This is a genomic window from Devosia sp. LC5 (assembly GCF_000735585.1).
GTDB lineage: Bacteria > Pseudomonadota > Alphaproteobacteria > Rhizobiales > Devosiaceae > Devosia.
This window is the reverse complement of record NZ_JNNO01000011.1, coordinates 31,227-49,424: the sequence shown is the minus strand read 5'-3', so window position 1 is coordinate 49,424 and position 18,198 is coordinate 31,227. Positions and strand designations below refer to the sequence as shown.

At 62.0% G+C, this 18,198-nt stretch carries 18 protein-coding genes; 7 read left to right on the top strand and 11 right to left on the bottom strand.

Translation table 11 applies throughout. The annotated features are described in order from the left end of the window. The first annotated feature begins 73 nt into the window (after nt 1-73). A complete protein-coding gene (locus FF80_RS07110; protein ID WP_035098927.1) occupies nt 74-958 on the top strand; it encodes a DMT family transporter in 885 nt (294 codons plus the stop codon). A gap of 53 nt (nt 959-1,011) precedes the next feature. On the opposite strand, the gene alaS is transcribed toward FF80_RS07110, so the two are convergent. The 3 genes from alaS to ribB all read right to left on the bottom strand — a co-directional run bounded on the left by alaS (nt 1,012) and on the right by ribB (nt 6,179). Next, complete coding sequence (alaS, locus tag FF80_RS07105; RefSeq protein ID WP_035098926.1) at nt 1,012-3,657, bottom strand: alanine--tRNA ligase; 2,646 nt, start codon at nt 3,655-3,657, stop codon at nt 1,012-1,014. Between the two features lie 184 nt (nt 3,658-3,841). Further along, nucleotides 3,842-4,912 carry a recombinase RecA gene (recA, locus tag FF80_RS07100; RefSeq protein WP_035098925.1) on the bottom strand — a complete coding sequence of 357 codons (1,071 nt, stop codon included), beginning with the start codon at nt 4,910-4,912 and terminating at the stop codon, nt 3,842-3,844. A 148-nt stretch (nt 4,913-5,060) separates the two neighbouring features. Continuing rightward, nucleotides 5,061-6,179 (bottom strand): 3,4-dihydroxy-2-butanone-4-phosphate synthase, encoded by a 1,119-nt coding sequence (gene ribB, locus FF80_RS07095; protein WP_035098993.1) that lies wholly within the window; start codon nt 6,177-6,179, stop codon nt 5,061-5,063. A gap of 190 nt (nt 6,180-6,369) precedes the next feature. Between ribB and araD1 the strand changes: the two genes are divergently transcribed. Genes araD1 through FF80_RS07075 form a run of 4 tightly spaced genes read left to right on the top strand, consistent with a single transcriptional unit; the run spans nt 6,370 to nt 9,349 of the window. Beyond that, nucleotides 6,370-7,365, top strand: a complete 996-nt coding sequence (gene araD1, locus FF80_RS07090) for an AraD1 family protein (RefSeq protein WP_035098924.1) — start codon at nt 6,370-6,372, stop codon at nt 7,363-7,365. 60 nt (nt 7,366-7,425) lie between these two features. Then, nucleotides 7,426-8,442: an aldo/keto reductase gene (locus FF80_RS07085; protein ID WP_035098922.1), complete on the top strand. Its 1,017-nt coding sequence runs from the start codon at nt 7,426-7,428 to the stop codon at nt 8,440-8,442. A gap of 56 nt (nt 8,443-8,498) precedes the next feature. After that, nucleotides 8,499-8,849, top strand: a complete 351-nt coding sequence (locus FF80_RS07080) for a metalloregulator ArsR/SmtB family transcription factor (protein ID WP_035098921.1) — start codon at nt 8,499-8,501, stop codon at nt 8,847-8,849. 11 nt (nt 8,850-8,860) lie between these two features. Next, entirely contained in the window at nt 8,861-9,349 is a 489-nt protein-coding gene (locus FF80_RS07075) for an SRPBCC domain-containing protein (protein ID WP_035098920.1), read from the top strand. A 212-nt stretch (nt 9,350-9,561) separates the two neighbouring features. Here the strand turns inward: FF80_RS07075 and FF80_RS07070 are convergent, their stop codons facing one another. Next, the gene (locus FF80_RS07070) at nt 9,562-9,954 is read right to left on the bottom strand and encodes a DUF2237 domain-containing protein (RefSeq protein WP_244445727.1); all 393 of its coding nucleotides are present in this window, start codon (nt 9,952-9,954) and stop codon (nt 9,562-9,564) included. Continuing rightward, nucleotides 9,951-12,521: a PAS domain-containing sensor histidine kinase gene (locus tag FF80_RS07065; protein WP_035098919.1), complete on the bottom strand. Its 2,571-nt coding sequence runs from the start codon at nt 12,519-12,521 to the stop codon at nt 9,951-9,953. The genes FF80_RS07070 and FF80_RS07065 overlap by 4 nt, the downstream gene beginning before the upstream one ends. A 289-nt stretch (nt 12,522-12,810) precedes the next feature. Here FF80_RS07065 and FF80_RS07060 point away from each other — a divergent pair, with 289 nt between their 5' ends. Further along, nucleotides 12,811-13,968 (top strand): hypothetical protein, encoded by a 1,158-nt coding sequence (locus tag FF80_RS07060; protein ID WP_035098918.1) that lies wholly within the window; start codon nt 12,811-12,813, stop codon nt 13,966-13,968. Between the two features lie 27 nt (nt 13,969-13,995). On the opposite strand, the gene flhB is transcribed toward FF80_RS07060, so the two are convergent. The 6 genes from flhB to flgB form a co-directional block, all read right to left on the bottom strand. Then, complete coding sequence (gene flhB, locus FF80_RS07055; RefSeq protein WP_035098917.1) at nt 13,996-15,078, bottom strand: flagellar biosynthesis protein FlhB; 1,083 nt, start codon at nt 15,076-15,078, stop codon at nt 13,996-13,998. Continuing rightward, nucleotides 15,079-15,849, bottom strand: a complete 771-nt coding sequence (gene fliR / locus FF80_RS07050) for a flagellar biosynthetic protein FliR (RefSeq protein ID WP_035098916.1) — start codon at nt 15,847-15,849, stop codon at nt 15,079-15,081. Then, nucleotides 15,849-16,115 carry a flagellar biosynthesis protein FliQ gene (gene fliQ, locus FF80_RS07045; RefSeq protein ID WP_035098915.1) on the bottom strand — a complete coding sequence of 89 codons (267 nt, stop codon included), beginning with the start codon at nt 16,113-16,115 and terminating at the stop codon, nt 15,849-15,851. Before fliQ ends, fliR begins: the two co-directional genes overlap by 1 nt. 76 nt (nt 16,116-16,191) lie before the next feature. Beyond that, nucleotides 16,192-16,521, bottom strand: a complete 330-nt coding sequence (locus tag FF80_RS07040) for a flagellar hook-basal body complex protein FliE (RefSeq protein WP_035098914.1) — start codon at nt 16,519-16,521, stop codon at nt 16,192-16,194. Between the two features lie 20 nt (nt 16,522-16,541). After that, nucleotides 16,542-16,952: a flagellar basal body rod protein FlgC gene (gene flgC / locus FF80_RS07035; RefSeq protein ID WP_035098913.1), complete on the bottom strand. Its 411-nt coding sequence runs from the start codon at nt 16,950-16,952 to the stop codon at nt 16,542-16,544. 11 nt (nt 16,953-16,963) lie between these two features. Then, nucleotides 16,964-17,371 carry a flagellar basal body rod protein FlgB gene (gene flgB, locus FF80_RS07030; RefSeq protein ID WP_035098912.1) on the bottom strand — a complete coding sequence of 136 codons (408 nt, stop codon included), beginning with the start codon at nt 17,369-17,371 and terminating at the stop codon, nt 16,964-16,966. Nucleotides 17,372-17,560: 189 nt separating this feature from the next. On the opposite strand from flgB, the gene FF80_RS20880 reads away from it, so the two are divergent. Continuing rightward, nucleotides 17,561-18,196, top strand: coding sequence for a flagellar biosynthetic protein FliO (locus FF80_RS20880; protein ID WP_052153278.1), 636 nt, complete (start codon nt 17,561-17,563; stop codon nt 18,194-18,196). Nucleotides 18,197-18,198: the final 2 nt, after the last annotated feature.

Here is an 18,198-nt window from a genome sequence, read left to right as displayed (position 1 = left end):
AATCGACGGCATCGCAGCGAACTCGTATGGTAGATCGGTTTCCCCGAGTCCTCTTCATATTTTGGATATTGCGATGCCGGTCGGCGTCATTCTGGCCTTTTTGGCCTATGCCAGCTTTTCAATGGCCGACGCCCTGATCAAGGCAACCGGCCCGGCCATGTCGGTCTTCGAGATCGCGTTCTTTACCACCAGTTTTTCGATCATTCCCGCCATGCTGACCAAGCGGGGCGAGCGGTGGCGCGACCTTTATAAGCTCAAGCACCCGTGGCTGGTGCATTTGCGCTGCGCTACGGCAATCGCGGGCACCGCCTGCGTCATGTATGCCTTTACCCACATTCCTTTTGCCGACGTCTATGCCGTCGGCTTCCTCACCCCGATCATGGTGACGCTGCTGGGCGTGCTGGTGCTCAAGGAACATGTGGCGGTGCATCGCTGGCTGCTGCTGATCATCAGCTTTCTGGGCGTCGTGCTGGTAATCCGCCCCGGTGTGCGCGAGCTGCAATTGGGGCATCTGGCGATTTTCTGCAGCGTGTTTTTCGGCGGCGTGACCACCATCATCCTGCGGCATGTGGCGCCGCGCGAGCGGCGGGTGAGCCTGGTGGGCCTGCAGGTGATCTATTCCGGCTTGTTCAACGGGTTGCTGATGATCCCTTTTTTCGTGCTGCCGTCACTGGAGCAATTGGCGGTGTTTGTCAGCATCGGCCTGATGGGCGGCACTGGTGGGCTGTTGTTGATTTCGGCGGCGAAGCGATCGCCGGCCAATCTGCTGGCGCCGGTGCAATATAGCCAGTTGATTTGGGCCATCGTGTTCGGCGCGGCGTTTTTCGGCGAATACCCCGACTGGGTGGCCATTGTGGGCCTCGTCATCGTGCTGACGGCCGGCCTTGCCAATGTGCTGACCGACAAGATCAAGATCGTCTGGAAGCCGCGGCTGTTCTTCTTCCGCACCGGGCTTTAGCGGAGGCGCAAAGACCTCATCCTTCGACAAGCTCAGGATAAGGTCTTGGCTTCCTAGAGCCCGGCTCGCACGGCGGCGATGGCTTCGGCCGCCTTCGAGCCGTCCGGTCCGCCGCCCTGGGCCATGTCGGGACGGCCGCCGCCGCCCTGCCCGCCCAAAGCTGCAGTGGCCAGCTTGATCAACTCGCCGGCCGCATAACGCGCCGTCAGGTCCTGCGTCACGCCGACGGCTACGGTGCCCTTGCCGTCTTCGCCCTTGAGCACGACGGTAACCACGCCCGATCCGATGCGCTTCTTTTCAGTATCAACCAGGCCCTTGACGTCCCTTGCCTCGATACCCTCGACGGTGCGACCCACATAGATGACGCCATTGACCGTTTCGTCCACTGCGGCCGCAGCGCCCGAAGCGCCGGCGCCCAAGGCGAGCTTCTTGCGGGCATCGCTCAGTTCACGCTCGATCTTCTTGATATTGTCCTGCAAGGCGCCGATGCGGTCGAGCACTTCATGGCTGCCCGAACGCAACAGGCCAGCCGCCGCATTGACGATGGCGACATTGGTATTGCCGCGATGGCGAGCCGCCTTGCCGGTCAGGGCCTCGATGCGGCGCACGCCGGCGCCGACCGCGCTTTCAGCGACGATGGAAATCAGGCCGATATCGCCGGTGCGGCGCACATGGGTGCCGCCGCACAATTCCACCGACCAGCCCAGGCCATTGCCAGTGGGCTCGCCCATGGCAACCACGCGGACTTCATCGCCATATTTTTCGCCGAACAGGGCGCGGGCGCCGGATTCCTTGGCTTCCTCGACGCCCATGAGGCGCGTTTCGACCGGTGTGTTCTGCAACACGATGGCATTGGCGATGTCTTCGACCTCGGCCATTTCCTGATCGCTCACCGGCTTGGTGTGCACGAAATCGAAGCGCAGCCGATCGGGGGAAACCATCGAGCCTTTCTGCGCGACATGGTCGCCCAGCACGATGCGCAGCGCCTCATGCAGCAGATGGGTGGCCGAGTGATTGGCGCGGATCGACGAGCGGCGGCCATGATCGACCAGCAATTCGAGCGGCTGGCCGACCTTGAGGGTACCGGAAGTCACCGTGACCTTGTGAGCAAAGACGCCGTGGAACTTCTGCGTGTCGGAGACCGTGGCGGCAACGCCTTCGCCCTTGAGGACGCCGGTATCGCCGACCTGGCCGCCGCTTTCGCCATAGAAGGGGGTCTGGTTGACGACCACGAAGCCCTCTTCGCCTTCAGCGAGCAAAGCAACTTCCGCGCCGTTCTTGACCAGGGCCGTGACGACACCTTCTGCGATCTCGGTTTCGTAGCCCAGGAATTCGGTGGGGCCGAGCTTGTCGGCCAGGCCATACCAGATCGTGTCGGTGGCAGCTTCACCCGAACCGGACCAGCTCTTGCGGGCCTCGGCCTTCTGCTGGGCCATGGCAGTATCGAACCCGGCCTGATCGACACTGATGCCGCGCGAGCGTAGGGCATCCTCGGTCAAATCGAGCGGGAAGCCATAGGTATCGTAGAGCTTGAAGGCGGTGGCGCCATTCAGCACCTGGCCCTCGCTCAGATCCTTGCTCTCGTCGGCCAGAATCTGCAGGCCCCGGCCCAGCGTCTTGAGGAAGCGGCCCTCTTCGAGCTTGACGGTTTCGCTGATCATCGCCTCGCCGCGGCTGAGTTCGGGATAGGCCTGGCCCATCTCGCGCACCAGCGTCGGCACCAGCTTGTGGATCACCGGCTCGCTGGCACCCAACAGGGTCGCGTGGCGCATGGCGCGGCGCATGATGCGGCGCAGCACATAGCCACGGCCTTCATTGGAGGGCAGCACACCCTCGGCGATGAGGAAGGACATCGAGCGCAGGTGATCAGCAATGACGCGCAGGCTGCGATTGCCTTCGCCATTGATGTCAGCGCCGGTTGCGGAGGCGGCAGCGCTGATCAGCGCCTTGAACAGGTCGATATCGTAATTGTCGTGTACGCCCTGCATGACGGCGGCGACACGCTCAAGACCCATGCCGGTATCGATCGAGGGGCGCGGCAGGCCGGTGCGCGAACCATCGGCATGCTGCTCGAACTGCATGAACACCAGATTCCAGATTTCGATCCAGCGATCGCCATCCTCCTCCGGGGAACCCGGAGGGCCACCCCAGACGTGATCGCCATGATCGTAGAAAATCTCCGAGCACGGGCCGCAGGGACCGGTATCACCCATCTGCCAGAAATTGGACTTGGCGCCGAGCCGCACGATGCGATCTTCGGACAGGCCCGCAATTTTCTTCCACAGCTCAAGCGCCTCGTCATCGTCCTCATAGACGGTGACCATCAGCTTGTCCTTGGGCAGGCCCCAATCCTTGGTCAGCAGGTTCCAGGCCAATTCGATCGCGCGATCCTTGAAATAATCGCCGAACGAGAAATTGCCGAGCATCTCGAAAAAGGTGTGATGGCGCGCAGTGAAACCGACATTGTCGAGGTCATTATGCTTGCCGCCGGCGCGCACGCATTTCTGCGCCGAGGTCGCAGTCGAATAGGGGCGCTTCTCGACGCCGGTAAAGACGTTCTTGAACTGCACCATGCCCGCATTGGTGAACATCAGCGTCGGGTCGTTGCGCGGCACCAATGGGCTCGACGGCACGGCCTCGTGACCATTGCGGGCGAAGTAATCGACAAAACTCGAGCGGAGATCGTTTACGCTGGTCATCAACAGGCTTTCATCGGAATGGCGCAGGCGCCGCAGAAGGTCGCGGGCTTTCTATCGCGGGGTTTACGCCTCTGTCCAGCATTGCGGCAGCAAGAGGGCATCTGGAGCGGTCAATCGTGGCCGAAAAAACAAAGGAGGCAGCGCTTTCGCGCCACCTCCCGAATACCTTGCAAGGGTAGAATGACTATTCGTCGGTGGTTTCTTCGTCGCCACCCGAAACCAGCAGCACTTCGCCCAGCAGGCCCGAGCTTTCGCGCACGCCGCGTTCGATGGTCGCTGCCGCGTCCGGGTTGTCCTTGAGGAACTGGCGCGCATTCTCACGACCCTGCCCCAGACGCTGGCTATCCCAGGAGAACCAGGCGCCGGATTTCTCGACAATGCCGGACTTGACGCCCAGATCGATCAACTCGCCCGTCTTGGAAATGCCTTCGCCATACATGATGTCGAATTCAACCTGGCGGAACGGGGGAGCCAGCTTGTTCTTGACCACCTTCACGCGGGTCTGGTTGCCCACGATCTCTTCGCGATCCTTGATCGCGCCAATCCGGCGAATGTCGAGGCGGACCGAAGCATAGAATTTGAGCGCGTTACCGCCCGTCGTGGTTTCGGGCGAACCGTACATCACGCCGATCTTCATGCGAATCTGGTTGATGAAGATGACCAGGCATTTCGACTTGGAAATCGACGAGGTCAGCTTGCGCATGGCCTGGCTCATCAGGCGGGCCTGCAGGCCAGGCAGGGAATCGCCCATCTCGCCTTCGAGTTCGGCTCGCGGCGTCAGCGCTGCCACCGAATCGACCACCAGCACATCGATAGCGCCCGAGCGCACCAGCGTGTCGGTGATTTCGAGGGCCTGTTCGCCAGCATCGGGCTGGGAAATCAGCAGGTCGTCGACATTGACGCCGAGCTTGCGGGCATAGATCGGATCGAGCGCATGTTCCGCATCGACGAAGGCGCAAATGCCACCGGCGCGCTGCGCCTCGGCAATGACATGCAGCGCCAGCGTGGTTTTACCGGAGCTTTCCGGCCCGAAAATCTCGACGATACGGCCCTTGGGCAGGCCGCCAATGCCCAAGGCGATGTCGAGGCCGAGCGAACCGGTAGAGATGGCCTCCACTTCGATCGACGCAGCCTCGCCCAGCCGCATGATCGAGCCCTTGCCGAAGCTGCGCTCGATCTGGCCGAGTGCAGCGGCAAGTGCCTTGTCTTTATCCATCGTTCCACCCTCAACAACGCGAAGCGGCGAGCTAGCCATAGTTCTCTCCTTATTTCACGCTCTGGGGGGCCGCGCAACGCGTTGGCACCGCAGGTCGCTGTCCATTTAATGTGCCCTATTTGTTCTCATTTTGTTTCCAAGGTGTCAAGTGGGGAACCGGAACAAAATGAGAAAATAGCGCCGGACGTCAGGAGAGCAGAATCGTTTCCCCGATTTCGAGGCCGAAGCCGCCCAAGCCAACATATTGGCGGCCGGAGGTGGTCATCAGGGCGATGGATTTGACGCCGAGATCGCGCAGCATCTGCGAACCGACGCCGATCTCACGCCAGCCTTTCATGCGCTTGACGGCGCTGCCGTGATGCTCGCCCCCCTGCCCATCCTGGGTCGGAGTGCGGCGGCTGTCCTCCTCGCGGTCCCCGGCCGAAGCGCCGCGGAGCAATAGAACAATGCCGGTGCCGCCGCGGGAGATGATTTCGGCCACAGCACGTTCGACCGGATCGGCATCGCCGGCCGCCCGGCCCAGCAAATCGCGCAAGGGCTGCTCGCGAATGATGCGGCAGGGCACGTTGCTCTTGCCCTCGACATCGCCCAGCACCAGGGCCACCTGCTGCACCGGATCGAACGGGGTCTGATAGGCATAGGCCACGGCCGGCAGGCCAGCCACCATGGTGGGCACGACGGCCTGGCGGGCCAGGAATTTTTCCTGTGTCAAACGGTAGGAGATCAAATCTTCGATCGAGATGATCTTGAGGTTGTGCTCCTGGGCGAACGCGATCAGCTCGGGCAGGCGCTTGACACTGCCATCGTCGTTGACCACTTCGGCCAGCACGCCGGCGGGCTCAAGCCCAGCCATGCGGGCCAGATCGATCCCCGCCTCGGTATGGCCGGAGCGGGCGAGCACGCCACCCTCGCGGGCCAGCAGCGGGAAGATATGGCCGGGGCGGATGAAATCGCCGGCATGGGCATTGCCGCCCGCCAGCGCCCTAATGGTCGCGGTTCGCTCGGTGGCGGAAATGCCTGTCGTCATGCCGACCCGATAATCGACCGTGACGGTGAAGGCCGTGCGGAACGGATCAATATTGTTGGCGACCATGGGGTCGAGATTGAGTGCGGCGGCGCGATCGAGCGTCATCGGCACGCAGATGATGCCACTGGTATGGCGGATCATGAAGGCGATCTTTTCCGGGGTCGCCTTGCTGGCTGCCATGATCAGGTCGCCCTCGTTCTCGCGGTCGGTATCATCCACCACCACCACGAGTTCACCTGCGGCAATCGCCGCGAGCGCGCTTTCGACGCTATCCAGCATGGTAAAGTCATCCCCGGCGCCGCCCTGGCGCAGCCCTGGATATAGAGATGCCAGGGGCTTGGCACAATCCAACGCACGGCGCAGGCGCGGCAAGATTTAATTAGTATGATTTTTGGGCTTGCCTAGAGTACCCCTGTTGCGTTCTATGCCTGCCAGTCGGGCCCGCCGGGCCGCTCCGCGGGAGAAACACATGAATCTGATCCAGTATTTTGATCTCAATGGCGAACGGGCCGTTGGCGCGGTGGACGGCGATGTCACGCGCCAGGTCAATGGCGCCGCCAGCGTCTATGGTCTGGCCCAGGCGGCCATTGCCGCTCAATCCGGAATTGGCGCGCTGATCGCGCAGCAAGGGCTGGGCGAAGTGGTCGACAAGGCAGCGCTGCTGGCCGAAGGCCGGCTGCTGGCGCCGGTGGATCATCCCGATCCGGCCCATCTCTATGTCACCGGTACCGGCCTGACCCATCTGGGTTCCGCCGCAACGCGCGACGCCATGCACAAGTCCAACGGCACCAAGACCGAGGACAACCTGACCGATTCCATGAAGATGTTCCGCATGGGTCTGGAAAACGGCAAGCCGAAAGACGGCACCAAGGGCGTGCAGCCGGAATGGTTCTACAAGGGCAATGGCTATACCGTGGTCAATCCCGGCCACCCCATTCCCTCGCCCAGCTTCGCGCTCGACGCGGGCGAAGAGCCGGAAATCGCCGGCATCTATCTGATCGATCACAATGGCCAGCCGCGCCGGCTTGGCTTTGCACTGGCCAACGAATTTTCCGACCATGTGACCGAGCGGATCAACTATCTCTATCTGGCCCATTCCAAGCTGCGCGCCTGCTCGTTCGGGCCCGAACTGCGGCTGGGCGACCTGCCGGCCCATATCGAGGGCAAGTCGCGCATCTGGCGCGATGGCCAGGTGGTCTGGGAAAAGCCGTTCCTCTCTGGTGAGGACAATATGAGCCACACCATCGCCAATCTCGAATATCACCACTTCAAATATGAGCTGTTCCGCAATCCCGGCGATATCCACGTGCATTGCTTCGGCACGGCCACGCTGAGCTTTGCCGACGGCATTTCGACCAAGCCGGACGATATTTTCGAGATCGAGGAAGCCCAGTTCGGTGCGGCCCTGCGCAACCCGATCCGGGTCGAAGCCGAACATCCGGTGATCGTCGGCAACGTCTACTAGGGTGCGCGGCTTTACGGCGGCCAACTAACATGTCAGTTATCCCTCATCTGGGAGGGCGTCATGACGGCACGCATAATCGAGAAGCGCCAGATCGGTAGAACCGGTCTGGAAATCACCACGCTGGGCCTCGGCTGCGCGTCCCTGGCTGGCATTTTCACCGATGTGCCGGCCGACCAGGCGCGGGCAACTATAAGCCACGCGCTTGATGTGGGGATAAACTACGTCGATACGGCACCCCAATATGGCTATGGCCGCTCCGAGCATCTGGTCGGCGACGTGCTACGTGAGCGCCGGGCCGGCACGGTGCTGTCAACCAAGGTGGGCCGCAAGCTCAAGCCGGTAATGGGGTGGAGCGAGCCGCATAACTGGGTCAATCCCCTGCCCTTCGACCAGGTCTATGACTATTCCTATGACGGCGTGATGCGCTCCTATGAGGACAGCCTGCAGCGGCTGGGGATGAATGGCGTCGATGTCCTTTATGTGCACGATATCGGCACGGCCACCCATGGCGTAGAGGGCAATAAGCCCTTGTGGAAGCAGCTGGAAAGCGGCGGCTACAGGGCTTTGCGCGAATTGCGCGACAGCGGCGCGGTCAAGGCGATCGGGCTGGGCGTCAATGAATGGCAGGTGCTGATGGACGCCTTTGCGCTGGGCGATTGGGACGTGTTCCTGCTCGCCGGGCGCTATACGCTGCTCGAACAAACTTCGCTCAGCCCTTTCATGACAACATGCCTGGAGCGCGGTGCTTCGGTAGTTATTGGCGGCCCGTTCAATTCGGGCATTCTGGTGGGTGGCTCGACCTTCAATTATGCCAAGGCGCCACAGGCCATTGTCGATCGCGTCAAGGCGCTGGAAACCGTCTGCCGGGACTTTGGCGTCGCTCTGCCCGCAGCGGCGCTGCAATTCCCGCTGACACATCCTGCAGTATGCAATGTCTTGCCGGGGCCGAAATCGCCCGAAGAACTGGACGGCATTCTCAAGTGGTGGGACGCCAAAATTCCGGATGCGCTGTGGACGGAACTGGCCAATCAGGGGCTGCTGGCGGCGGGGACCCCCATTCCGGGCGGCGTCGCTTGACGACTGTGCCGAACAGGCGTTGAATAACCAAACGGTTTTGCAACCATAGGTTATTCATGCCGACGTCTGCCAGTCTCGACGCCACCTTCCAGGCCCTGTCCGACCCAACGCGGCGCGCCATTCTGGCGCGGCTGGCGCAGGGCGAGGCATCGGTGATGGAACTTGCCGAGCCCTTTGCCATGAGCCAGCCCGCCATCTCCAAGCACCTCAAGGTGCTGGAAAATGCCGGGCTGGTTTCCCGCGGTCGTGACGCCCAACGGCGGCCCTGTAAGCTCGAGGCGCAGCCGCTGGCCGAGGCGACAGGCTGGCTGATCGAATATCGCAAATATTGGGAAGCCCAGTACGAACGGCTCGATGACCTACTGGATGAACTCAAGCGGCTCGAGGCGATGACGGGCAAGACCTGAGGGAGAGCAGGATGACATTTGGCGGACCGTTGCGGATATCCATGCCCAGCGATACCGAAATCCTCACCGAGCGCGATTTCGCCGCGCCGCGGCATCTGGTGTTTGCCTGCTACACCCAACCGCCGCTGATCAAGCGCTGGCTGACCGGGCCGCCGGGCTGGACCATGCCGGTCTGTATCTTCGAGCCACGGCCGGCAGGCCGCTATCGCTATGAATGGCACAAGGGCGAGGAGCACCTTTCCATGTCCGGGGTGATCCATGCCATTGCGGCGCCAGAGCATATCTTGAGCGAAGAGGCGTTTGATCAGGATGAGACGGGCGGGACGTCGAAGTCTGCGGTGGATTTTGAGGAGAAGCCGGAGGGGACAACGGTGGTCAATCGACTGACCTATGCGTCCAAAGCGCTGCGAGACCAGATTGCCGCGACGGGCATGGCCGAGGGCATGGAGATGAGTTTCCAGCATCTGGATGCGCTGTTGGCGGAGGGGTTGGGCCGCTAGGAGACCTGCCCCCAGTAGACCTCATCCTGAGCTTGTAGCAGGAGGAGGTCGTGGCACACCGGTCTCCACTCGCTCGGCCTCGTGGTTCGGCGGGCTCACCATGAGGTCTCTACCGCCTCGGTGCCATTCCCGCGGAAGCGGGAACCTCTGTTTAAAGATGCAGCATGGTGGGTGGGCGCCAGCCCGGGGGCTTTCCGCACCCCTTCCCCGCCTTAGTTCAAATCCAGAGCATAGGCCTTGAGTACCCCAAGGGGGATAAGTCCGAGCACGGCCTGATTAGTCGACCGCAGGAACACCTTTGGTGCCTTGCCGGCGGCATGGGCTTGGGCCCAGCGGCCGGCGACGAGGCACCAGCGGTTGCCGCCTACCAGACCCGGAAATGAGAATTCGGGATGTGGCGTCGACAGGTCATTGCCGACCGATGCCGAGAATTCGAGGAATTCGTCAGTCGCCTGGATGCAGACCAGGTGAACTGCCGCCCCATCCGGCCCAGCGGCGCAATAGCCGGTACGAAAAAAGCCGGTGAGTGGATCGCTGGAACAGGGTTGCAGGGGCTCGCCCAGCACATTGAACTCGGCGCCGCCGAAGCGACCCAACTCGTTCAATTGACCTCGCCCTTGCCCAGCCGCTGCAGCACTTCCTTGACCTTGGAATTGATCTGATCGAGCGAATAGGGCTTGGGCAGGAAGTCCACGCTCTGGTCGTCCTCGATGTCGCGGCGCACGCTTTCCTCGGCATAGCCGGAGACGAAAATCACCTTGAGATCGGGCATTTGCTTGCGCACGTGCTTGAGCAGGCTCGGCCCATCCATTTCCGGCATCACGACGTCGGAAATCATCAGATCGATCTTGAAGTCGATATCCTCAAGCACTTCGAGCGCTTCTTCGCCGCCATCAGCCTCGAACACTTCATAGCCCGTGGCGCGCAGGGCGCGAGCGGAGAAGGCGCGCACGCTTTCCTCGTCTTCGACCAGCAGGATGCGTTCCTGGCCGGTAAGATCGCGGGCGGGTGCCGCGACGGCGACCTTACCAGCCACTTCGTTTTCATTGGGCACGTGGCGCGGCAGGAAAATCTTGAACGTGGTGCCGGCGCCCACAGTCGAGACGGGATAGATATAACCCTCGGTCTGCTTGACGATGCCATAGACCGTCGAGAGGCCCAGGCCGGTCCCCTTGCCCAATTCCTTGGTAGTGAAGAAGGGCTCGAAAATCTTGGCGATGACGTCCTGGCTCATGCCGGTGCCGGTATCCTGCACGTCGATAAGCACAAAATCGGCCGGCACCATGCCGTCGAAGGTCAGGCGCTCGGCATCGGCCTGCTCGACATTGGAGGTGCGGATAGTGATGGCGCCACCATCGGGCATGGCGTCGCGGGCGTTGACCACGAGGTTAATGATGACCTGCTCGAGCTGCACCACATCGGCGCGAACCGGCCAGATATTGCGACCATGCTCGACGGTGAGCGTGTTCTTTTCCCCGATCATGCGCTTGAGCAGCACCGTCAGATCATCGACGATCAGCGGCAGTTCGAGCACCTGCGGGCGCAGCGTCTGGCGGCGGGAGAAGGCCAGCAATTGGCGGGTGAGACCCGCCGCGCGATTGGCATTCTGCTTGATCTGCATCAATTCGCTGAAAGAGGGATCGCCCGGCTTATGCTTGAGCAGCAGCAGATCGGAAAAGCCGATAATGGCGGTCAGCAGATTGTTGAAATCATGCGCCACGCCACCCGCAAGCTGGCCCACGGCCTGCATTTTCTGGCTCTGGGCAAACTGGGCTTCCAGCTTGCGCTGATCGGTCATGTCGAGCGCATAGACATTGACCTGCTCGGCCGAGCCTTCGCTGAGTTCGGACGCCGACAGATAGAGCCGGACGGCATGATCGCCCTCGGCATTGAGCAGGGCATCGACCGGCTCGATTTCCGAGCGATTGGCGGTGGCCTCACCAATAGCGCGGGCGAACTTGTCGCGGCTCCCCTCCCCGATCAGCTCGCTCAGCGGCTGCATTTCGAGGCTCTTTTCCTCGCCCGACCATTTGAAGATGCGCCCGAACGGGGCATTGGTGCGGATGATGCGGCCTTCGCCATCCAGCGTGGCAATGGCAAAGGGGGTGTCGTTGAAGAAGCGCGAGAAACGCACTTCGGCAGCGCGCAGCTCTTCCTCGGTATCGGGGGCGCTGGACATATCGAGCACCAGGGTGCGCGTCTCGCCCAATTCGCCGTCGGCCATGCGGGCAGCACGATGCAGCAGGCGCACCGGCAGGCTGGTGCCATTGCGGCGGACCAGGTCGATATCGATGACTTCGGTCGAAATCTCGCCATCGCCACGGCCGCGCATCAAGAGCGTTGCGCCGTCGCCGCGCACGATGTCCGACAGGCCCAGGTGACCGGCATTGAACTCGGCCAGATCGTAGCCGAGCCAGTCGGATAGCGTGGAATTGAGATACTGGATGCGGCCATGCGCGTCGGCCGAGAAGAAACCGGCCGGGGAATGATCGAGATAATCGATGGCGCGCTGCAGGTCGCGGAAGGCGCTCTCATTATTGTCGCGGTCGCGGGTGATGTCCTCGACCGACCAGATGACCAGCGGCTTTTTGGTTTCGTCGCTTTCGGGCAAGGGGCGCACGGCGACGCGATACCAGAAGGGGCGCGCGCTTTCGGCCTGCGAGCCGCCCAGGCCACCGACGAGGCGAATATCCTCGACCGCGCTGCGGCCATCCTTGGCGGCGCGGGAGAGGCGATAGATCGCTTCGCTGGCATCGGACTGGCCGGCGAACAGGCGCGGCACGCCCACCGGCAGGCCATTGTTCAGCGCGCCGCTGAAATTGCCATAGTGCGCGTTGACATAGGAAATCTTGCCGTCGCGGTCGGACACCACCGCACCGAAGGGCAGGCTATCGACCACGGCGCGCGAAATGGTGCGGCGTTCCTCATTGCCGGCAAAGCGGAACAAGCCGGCGGCGAGGCCGAACAGGCAGAATACGCCGACCACCGCCAGGATACCGACAAAGGTCATCACCAGGTCCATCGGGATCCGGTCGCTGAAAAAGGAAAAGGCGACGGCCAACGCCACCAGCGCCACGCCCAAAGCCACAACGCGCCACAACCCGGCGCTGCTGCGCTCGGAGGCCAGAAGTGGATCGGGATAGGTGTCCTCGCCGAGCGGCGTCGATGCCATGGGTCGTGGTGCTCCGGATGACGGTGAGTCGGGGCGAATCAGGGCCTGCGACAGGTCTAGCAAAGGAACCGGCCCGTTGGGAGGGTGAACAAAGTTATAAACACCGGCCTAACGAAACACTACCCGGACTGATTGCCCCCGCCGGGAACCACTGACCGGGATGCTGGCCAGCGGTGTTTTACGCCTTTCGGCGCCCGTTGTGCCGGCGAGTGCGGGTTTCCGGCCGATATATCGGAAGCCTTAATCCTAATCTTCCAAACTCTCAAAAACAGAGCCTAGAGGTTGTTTCATGATCGCACCGGCCCCCACCAGCCGCGCGACCCGTGTGGGCCAACTCGATCTATTCCGCTATCTGACCGTGACGCTCGCAATCATCAGCCACATCGTCATTCACCACGCGATTTACGATGAGACCGAAGGCGGATGGGCTATGGCCTTCAAGGTGGTCACGCGCATGGCGACCCCGTCCCTGCTCGTTCTGATGGGAGTGATGATCGAAATCGCCAACGCGCACCGCATGCGGGGGCGGGAGCCCACGGTCTTTGCCGGCCTGCTCTATAGGTCGCTGCTCTGTGCGCTGACCTACCTGGTCTTCTCGATTATCAACAACGCCTTCGCCCTGCTCAACGGGCTTGTTCCAGGTGAGCGTGTGCAATGGGTCACCGAGGGATATGGTGCAATCTTCCTGACATATGCGCTGCTTTTGGCTATCGCACCGCTATGGCTCTGGCTGCGGGTCAGGTTCGGGTTTCTCCCAGTGGTGCTACTGTCTCTGGCCGGCGTATTGGTCCACACGCTCCTGCTGGCAGATCTTGCACCCCTGCCACCCCCGTTTCGCGTGCCGGGGAGTGTCCTGCTGGGCATCGGTGGTGACAGAGGCCCGACGGTTTTGCACGGCTTGGGCCTTATGACTTTCGGCATGGCTATGGGAAACGCGGTCTTTGCCCAGACCCGCCAGAAGTGGGCGAGAGCGACGGTCATCTTCGGGTGCATCGTCAGCTTCTTCCTGCTGGCGACGTTCATCTGGTATTGGGGGGTCGGCCGGACCGCCCATTTCATCTCCGACATCGAGCATTGGCGCCACCACAACCACCCTGGCTACTACGCTTTCGGTATCCTTGCTGCGCTCGGCATCCTGGGGCTTACCTACGCCGTCCATTCTTTGTTGCCGGCTGGAACACGCAATGTGCTGCAGACCATCGGAAGCAACACCCTGGTTTATTTCTTCATCGGGTCGGTGCTGCTGCAGGCGGTCCCCATAGTACAGATCACATCGCCTGTGGCCGCCATCGTAGCAACGCTGACCTATCTTGTGGTTTTCGGCGCACTAACTTTTGGTTGGGCCCGGTCTGTGCGGGGCGGCGCGGCAGTTGCAAGCCTCACCAATGCCGGCCGCGACCTGATCGAATTGTCTCTCAGGCGCACCTTCTGGCGGCCCAGCGAGTGACAGTGCGGCTCGCGGCAGCAGGGCGCCCTACCCCGCCTTCCAGCCGCCCGGTTTCTTGAGGCGCATGACGAAGCCGATGACTTCGGCGACGGCCTGGAAATGTTCGCCCGGGATGACGTCGTCGATATCGACGCTGGCAAACAGCGCGCGGGCCAGCGGAGGGTTTTCGACGATGGGCACGTCGTTTTCCTTGGCCACTTCGCGGATGCGCAGAGCTACAGCATCGGCGCCTTTGGCAACGCATTGCGGGGCGCCCATCGAGCGGTCGTATTTCAGGGCGACGGCAAAGTGGGTCGGGTTGGTGATCACCACGGTGGCGTCGGGCACCGAGGCCATCATGCGCTTGCGGGCCCGGTCCTGCCGCATCTGGCGGATGCGGCCCTTGACCTTGGGGTCGCCTTCCATCTGCTTATATTCGTCGCGGGTTTCCTGCACCGTCATCATCTGCCGCTTCCACCATTTCTGGCGGACATAGATGTAATCGGCCAGCGCGATGATGGCCAGCACGGCAAGCGTCGCGCCGAAAATCTTGAGGCCGATCTCCTGGAAATCGGCCAGGATGATCAGCGGATCGGCCGTCATCATGGTGTCGAGCCGGTCGCGCTCGGGCCAGACCACGAAGAACAGCACCGTGCCCACGATGCAGATCTTGAGCAGACCCTTGCCGAAATTGACGAGCGACTCGGTCGAAAACAGCCGCTTGAAGCCGGCCAGCGGCGAAATCTTGGAGAATTTCGGGGTGATCGGTTCGGTCGAGATCAGGGGCCGATGCTGGATAAGATTGGCGGCGACGCCGCAAAAGGTCAGGATGGCCAGCGGCACGAGAATGGTGCCGAGCAGCGCCAGCGCCAAGCCATTGAAGAATACCGCGAAGCCCGAGCCGCCCAGCTCGAACTGATCGGCATTGGTCATCACCACCTTGAGCGATTGCACCAGGCTGGCGCTGGTCGAAGGCGCCATCATGGCAAAGATGGTGGCCGAACCCAGCAGCATGAACCAGGTGGTCACCTCCTGGCTCTTGGCGACATCGCCCTTGTTATGGGCGTCCTCCAGCTTTTTCTGGGAGGGGTCTTCGGTTTTACTGGCTTGTTCCGGAGCTTCGTCTGACACTCAGCCCCTCCACATCGCCAGGTGGCTCTCAAAGCCGGTGATGTACCACCCCATCATCATGGTCAGCAGCAAGGCAAACAGTACGAGGCCAACCATCACATTGGCCGGCATCAGCAGGAAAAACACCTGTAGCGCCGGCATCAGGCGGGCGAGGATGCCAGCGCCCAGGTTGAAGACGAGGCCGAAGACGATGAATGGCGCCGACATCTGGATGCCGATGGAAAAGGCACTGGCGACGGTGCGCAGCGCCAATTGCGCGGCATCGTCGAACATCAGGGGCGCATCGACGCCGAACACCACATAGCTGTCATAGGTGGCGGCCAATGCGACATGATGCAGGTCGGTGGCGAAGATCAATGTGACGCCAAGGAATGACAGGAAACTGCCGAACACCGCGCCCTGCACCCCCGCCTGGGTCGGATCGGCGGCCATGGCGGCGCTGAGACCCGACTGGAAGGCGATGACCGCGCCCGCGACCTGAGTGGCCATGACGGTGATGCGGGCAATGGCGCCCAGCATGAGGCCAATGGCCAATTCGTGGAAGATCAGCCCGACAATGCCCATGAAATCGGCCGGCATATTGGGCAGGTTGGGTGCCAGCAGCGGATAGACCACCAGCGTGAAAGCCAGCGCGAAAGCCAGCCGCATGCGCGCCGGGATCATGGTTTCGCCCAGCGCGGGCATCAGCATCAGGATGGCGCCGATGCGGGAAAACAGCAGCAGATAGACAAAGGCGGTATTGGGCAGCCAATCCAGCCCGATGGTGAGCATCAGCCGCCCACGATGATCATGTCGATCACCCGGTTCATATAGCCGCCCATGGTGGCGCCGAGGAATGGCAGGGTGATCAGCATGGTGATGAAAATGGCGATGATCTTGGGCACGAAGACCAGCGTCTGTTCCTGAATCTGGGTCAGCGCCTGGAATAGAGCGATGACCACGCCGACCAACAGGCCCACGATCATCATCGGCGCAGCGACGATGATCAACGTCCAGATGCCATCGGTGGAAATGTCGAGAACTTCGGCGCCGGTCATTGCAGGTCCTGTCGGGCGAATCGTCGCCACGCGCCCCAGTCTACTCCCCTCGCGTCATTCCCGCGCGGGGTCAGTGTCAGATCGGCATCCGCATGATTTCTTCATAGGCCGAGATCACCCGGTCGCGCACCGTGACCATGCTTTCGATAGCCAGTTCCGTCTGGCTGAGGGCGGTGACCATATCCACCACATTGGCCTTGCCATTGACCATGTCCAGCGCCATGGCGTCCGAAGCCTTGCCCGCATCCATCACGCCCTGCACCTGCTGGGCCAGCATGCTGGCGAAATTATTGCCCGAACCGCCAGCGGCGGCGCTGAGATCGGTGGTGGGCTTGGCAGCCTGGTTGATCAGGCGGCTGGCATTGCCATAGGCGGCGGTGGCGGCATTGAACGGAGTGGTGACCATCTGGCTTGTCCTTGTCGCGCTTAGCCGCGCAGAATGTCGAGCGTGCGGCCCAGCATCTGCCGGGTGACGGTGACGACGTTGAGATTGGCTTCATAGGTGCGCTGGGCCTCGCGCATATCCATCGTCTCGATCAGCGTGTTGACGTTGGGATATTGCACATAGCCGCTGGTATCGGCGGCCGGATGGCCGGGCTCATAGCGGCTGGTGAAATCGCTCATGTCATAGGCCAGACGCCCCACTTCGACGACCTTGCCCCCCACTTCGGCATCATACTGGGCCTGAAAGGTGGGGACGCGGCGGCGATAGGGTTCCTCGCCCGGCGCCTTGCCGGCCGAGTCGGCATTGGCGATGTTTTCGGCGATAACGCGCATGCGAGCCGTCTGGGCATGCAGGCCGGTGGCGGCGATGCGGAGCGAGGAATTGAAATCCATGCCTGAGGCTCCTAGGCCGAGCGGCCAAGCGCGGTTTTGAGGATCTTGATCGACTTCTGGTAGACCGTGGTGGCGGCCTGATAGTCCATCATATTGGTGGTGACCTTCATCATCTCGTCTTCGAGGGAGACCCCGTTCCCTTCGGGCGTGATTTCGAAATTGGCCATGCGTTGGGCGCCGAATGCCCCACCTTCGCTGCTGGACACGGAAAAGTGCATCGGCTGGGTGGCGAGCGTGGTGACGCTGGCCGAGGAGAAACCGCCCATCTGCTCGGCGAAATCGTACTGCGCCAGATCGCGGCCGCGGTAATTGGGCGTTTCCGCATTGGCAACGTTTTCGGCAAGCAGGCCTTGACGGGCCTGATGCCAGCGCATCTTGTCGGTGAGCGCGGCAAAAACCGGCATGTCCATAAGGCCCATTGGCCGATACCCCCGCGAGTCTTTGATAAGGCGCGATGGGCAAATCTTGCCGGGTCATGGTTAATCAAGTGTTAATTAACCCCTGCAATACCGGCACCTGCCTCGCAATTTGCAAATTGCTGCGGCCAAATAGGCAATATATGCCGCTTATACCGCCCGGATTCGGGTCGGCACGTTCTGGGAGCCATTATGCAGTTCATTACCAGCCTGTTCGGCGGTTCGGAAAACTCCATCCTCACCGTGGTCTTCGCACTCGGCATCGTGCTGGTGCTGATCGTGCTGGCCGTGTGGCTGCTCAAGCTGCTCTATGGGGCCACTGGAAGCGTGGCGCGCGGGCGCAATCGGCGGCTGTCGGTGATTGATAGCCTCTCTGTCGACCAGAAGCGGCAATTGCTGATCGTGCGGCGCGACAATGTCGAGCATCTGGTGCTAATCGGCGGGCCGCAGGACGTGGTGATCGAAACCGGCATAGCGGTCGATGAAACAGCGCTCGCCTCTAACCGCCGCCCCGTGCCCATGCTAGGCCGCAAGCCGGTGCAACCGGCCGCCCCTGTCCCTAAAGCCGTGGCGCCGGAGCCGGTGGTCGCGCCGACCGGCGCACCCGTCGCGGTGGTCGAGCAATTGGCCGACAAGCCCCGCGGGCCCCGCTCCTTGCGGCAGACCGGGCTGATGCGGTCGGTGGAACCCGCCGAACCCGCAGTAAGGGCGGGAAACTCCGACAAACCGGCTTCGCGGCCCGCCGACTCAGCTAAAGAAGACAGTGCACAGCAGGACGTGGAAGGCACTGATCTTGTCGACGGCGATAGCACGGCCAACCGGAACTGACC

Coding starts and splice junctions, on each gene's coding strand:
- flgC (WP_035098913.1), bottom strand. CDS start 16,952: ATGGATTTCAATTCCTCGCTCCGCATCGCCGCCACCGGCCTGCATGCC.
- FF80_RS07065 (WP_035098919.1), bottom strand. CDS start 12,521: ATGGCATCGACGCCGCTCGGCGAGGACACCTATCCCGATCCACTTCTG.
- FF80_RS07075 (WP_035098920.1), top strand. CDS start 8,861: ATGACATTTGGCGGACCGTTGCGGATATCCATGCCCAGCGATACCGAA.
- flgB (WP_035098912.1), bottom strand. CDS start 17,371: ATGGGCCTTATGGACATGCCGGTTTTTGCCGCGCTCACCGACAAGATG.
- FF80_RS07040 (WP_035098914.1), bottom strand. CDS start 16,521: ATGGTCACCACTCCGTTCAATGCCGCCACCGCCGCCTATGGCAATGCC.
- araD1 (WP_035098924.1), top strand. CDS start 6,370: ATGAATCTGATCCAGTATTTTGATCTCAATGGCGAACGGGCCGTTGGC.
- fliR (WP_035098916.1), bottom strand. CDS start 15,849: ATGCTCACCATCGGGCTGGATTGGCTGCCCAATACCGCCTTTGTCTAT.
- fliQ (WP_035098915.1), bottom strand. CDS start 16,115: ATGACCGGCGCCGAAGTTCTCGACATTTCCACCGATGGCATCTGGACG.
- FF80_RS20880 (WP_052153278.1), top strand. CDS start 17,561: ATGCAGTTCATTACCAGCCTGTTCGGCGGTTCGGAAAACTCCATCCTC.
- FF80_RS07085 (WP_035098922.1), top strand. CDS start 7,426: ATGACGGCACGCATAATCGAGAAGCGCCAGATCGGTAGAACCGGTCTG.
- FF80_RS07080 (WP_035098921.1), top strand. CDS start 8,499: ATGCCGACGTCTGCCAGTCTCGACGCCACCTTCCAGGCCCTGTCCGAC.
- FF80_RS07110 (WP_035098927.1), top strand. CDS start 74: ATGCCGGTCGGCGTCATTCTGGCCTTTTTGGCCTATGCCAGCTTTTCA.
- FF80_RS07060 (WP_035098918.1), top strand. CDS start 12,811: ATGATCGCACCGGCCCCCACCAGCCGCGCGACCCGTGTGGGCCAACTC.
- ribB (WP_035098993.1), bottom strand. CDS start 6,179: ATGCTGGATAGCGTCGAAAGCGCGCTCGCGGCGATTGCCGCAGGTGAA.
- recA (WP_035098925.1), bottom strand. CDS start 4,912: ATGGCTAGCTCGCCGCTTCGCGTTGTTGAGGGTGGAACGATGGATAAA.
- alaS (WP_035098926.1), bottom strand. CDS start 3,657: ATGACCAGCGTAAACGATCTCCGCTCGAGTTTTGTCGATTACTTCGCC.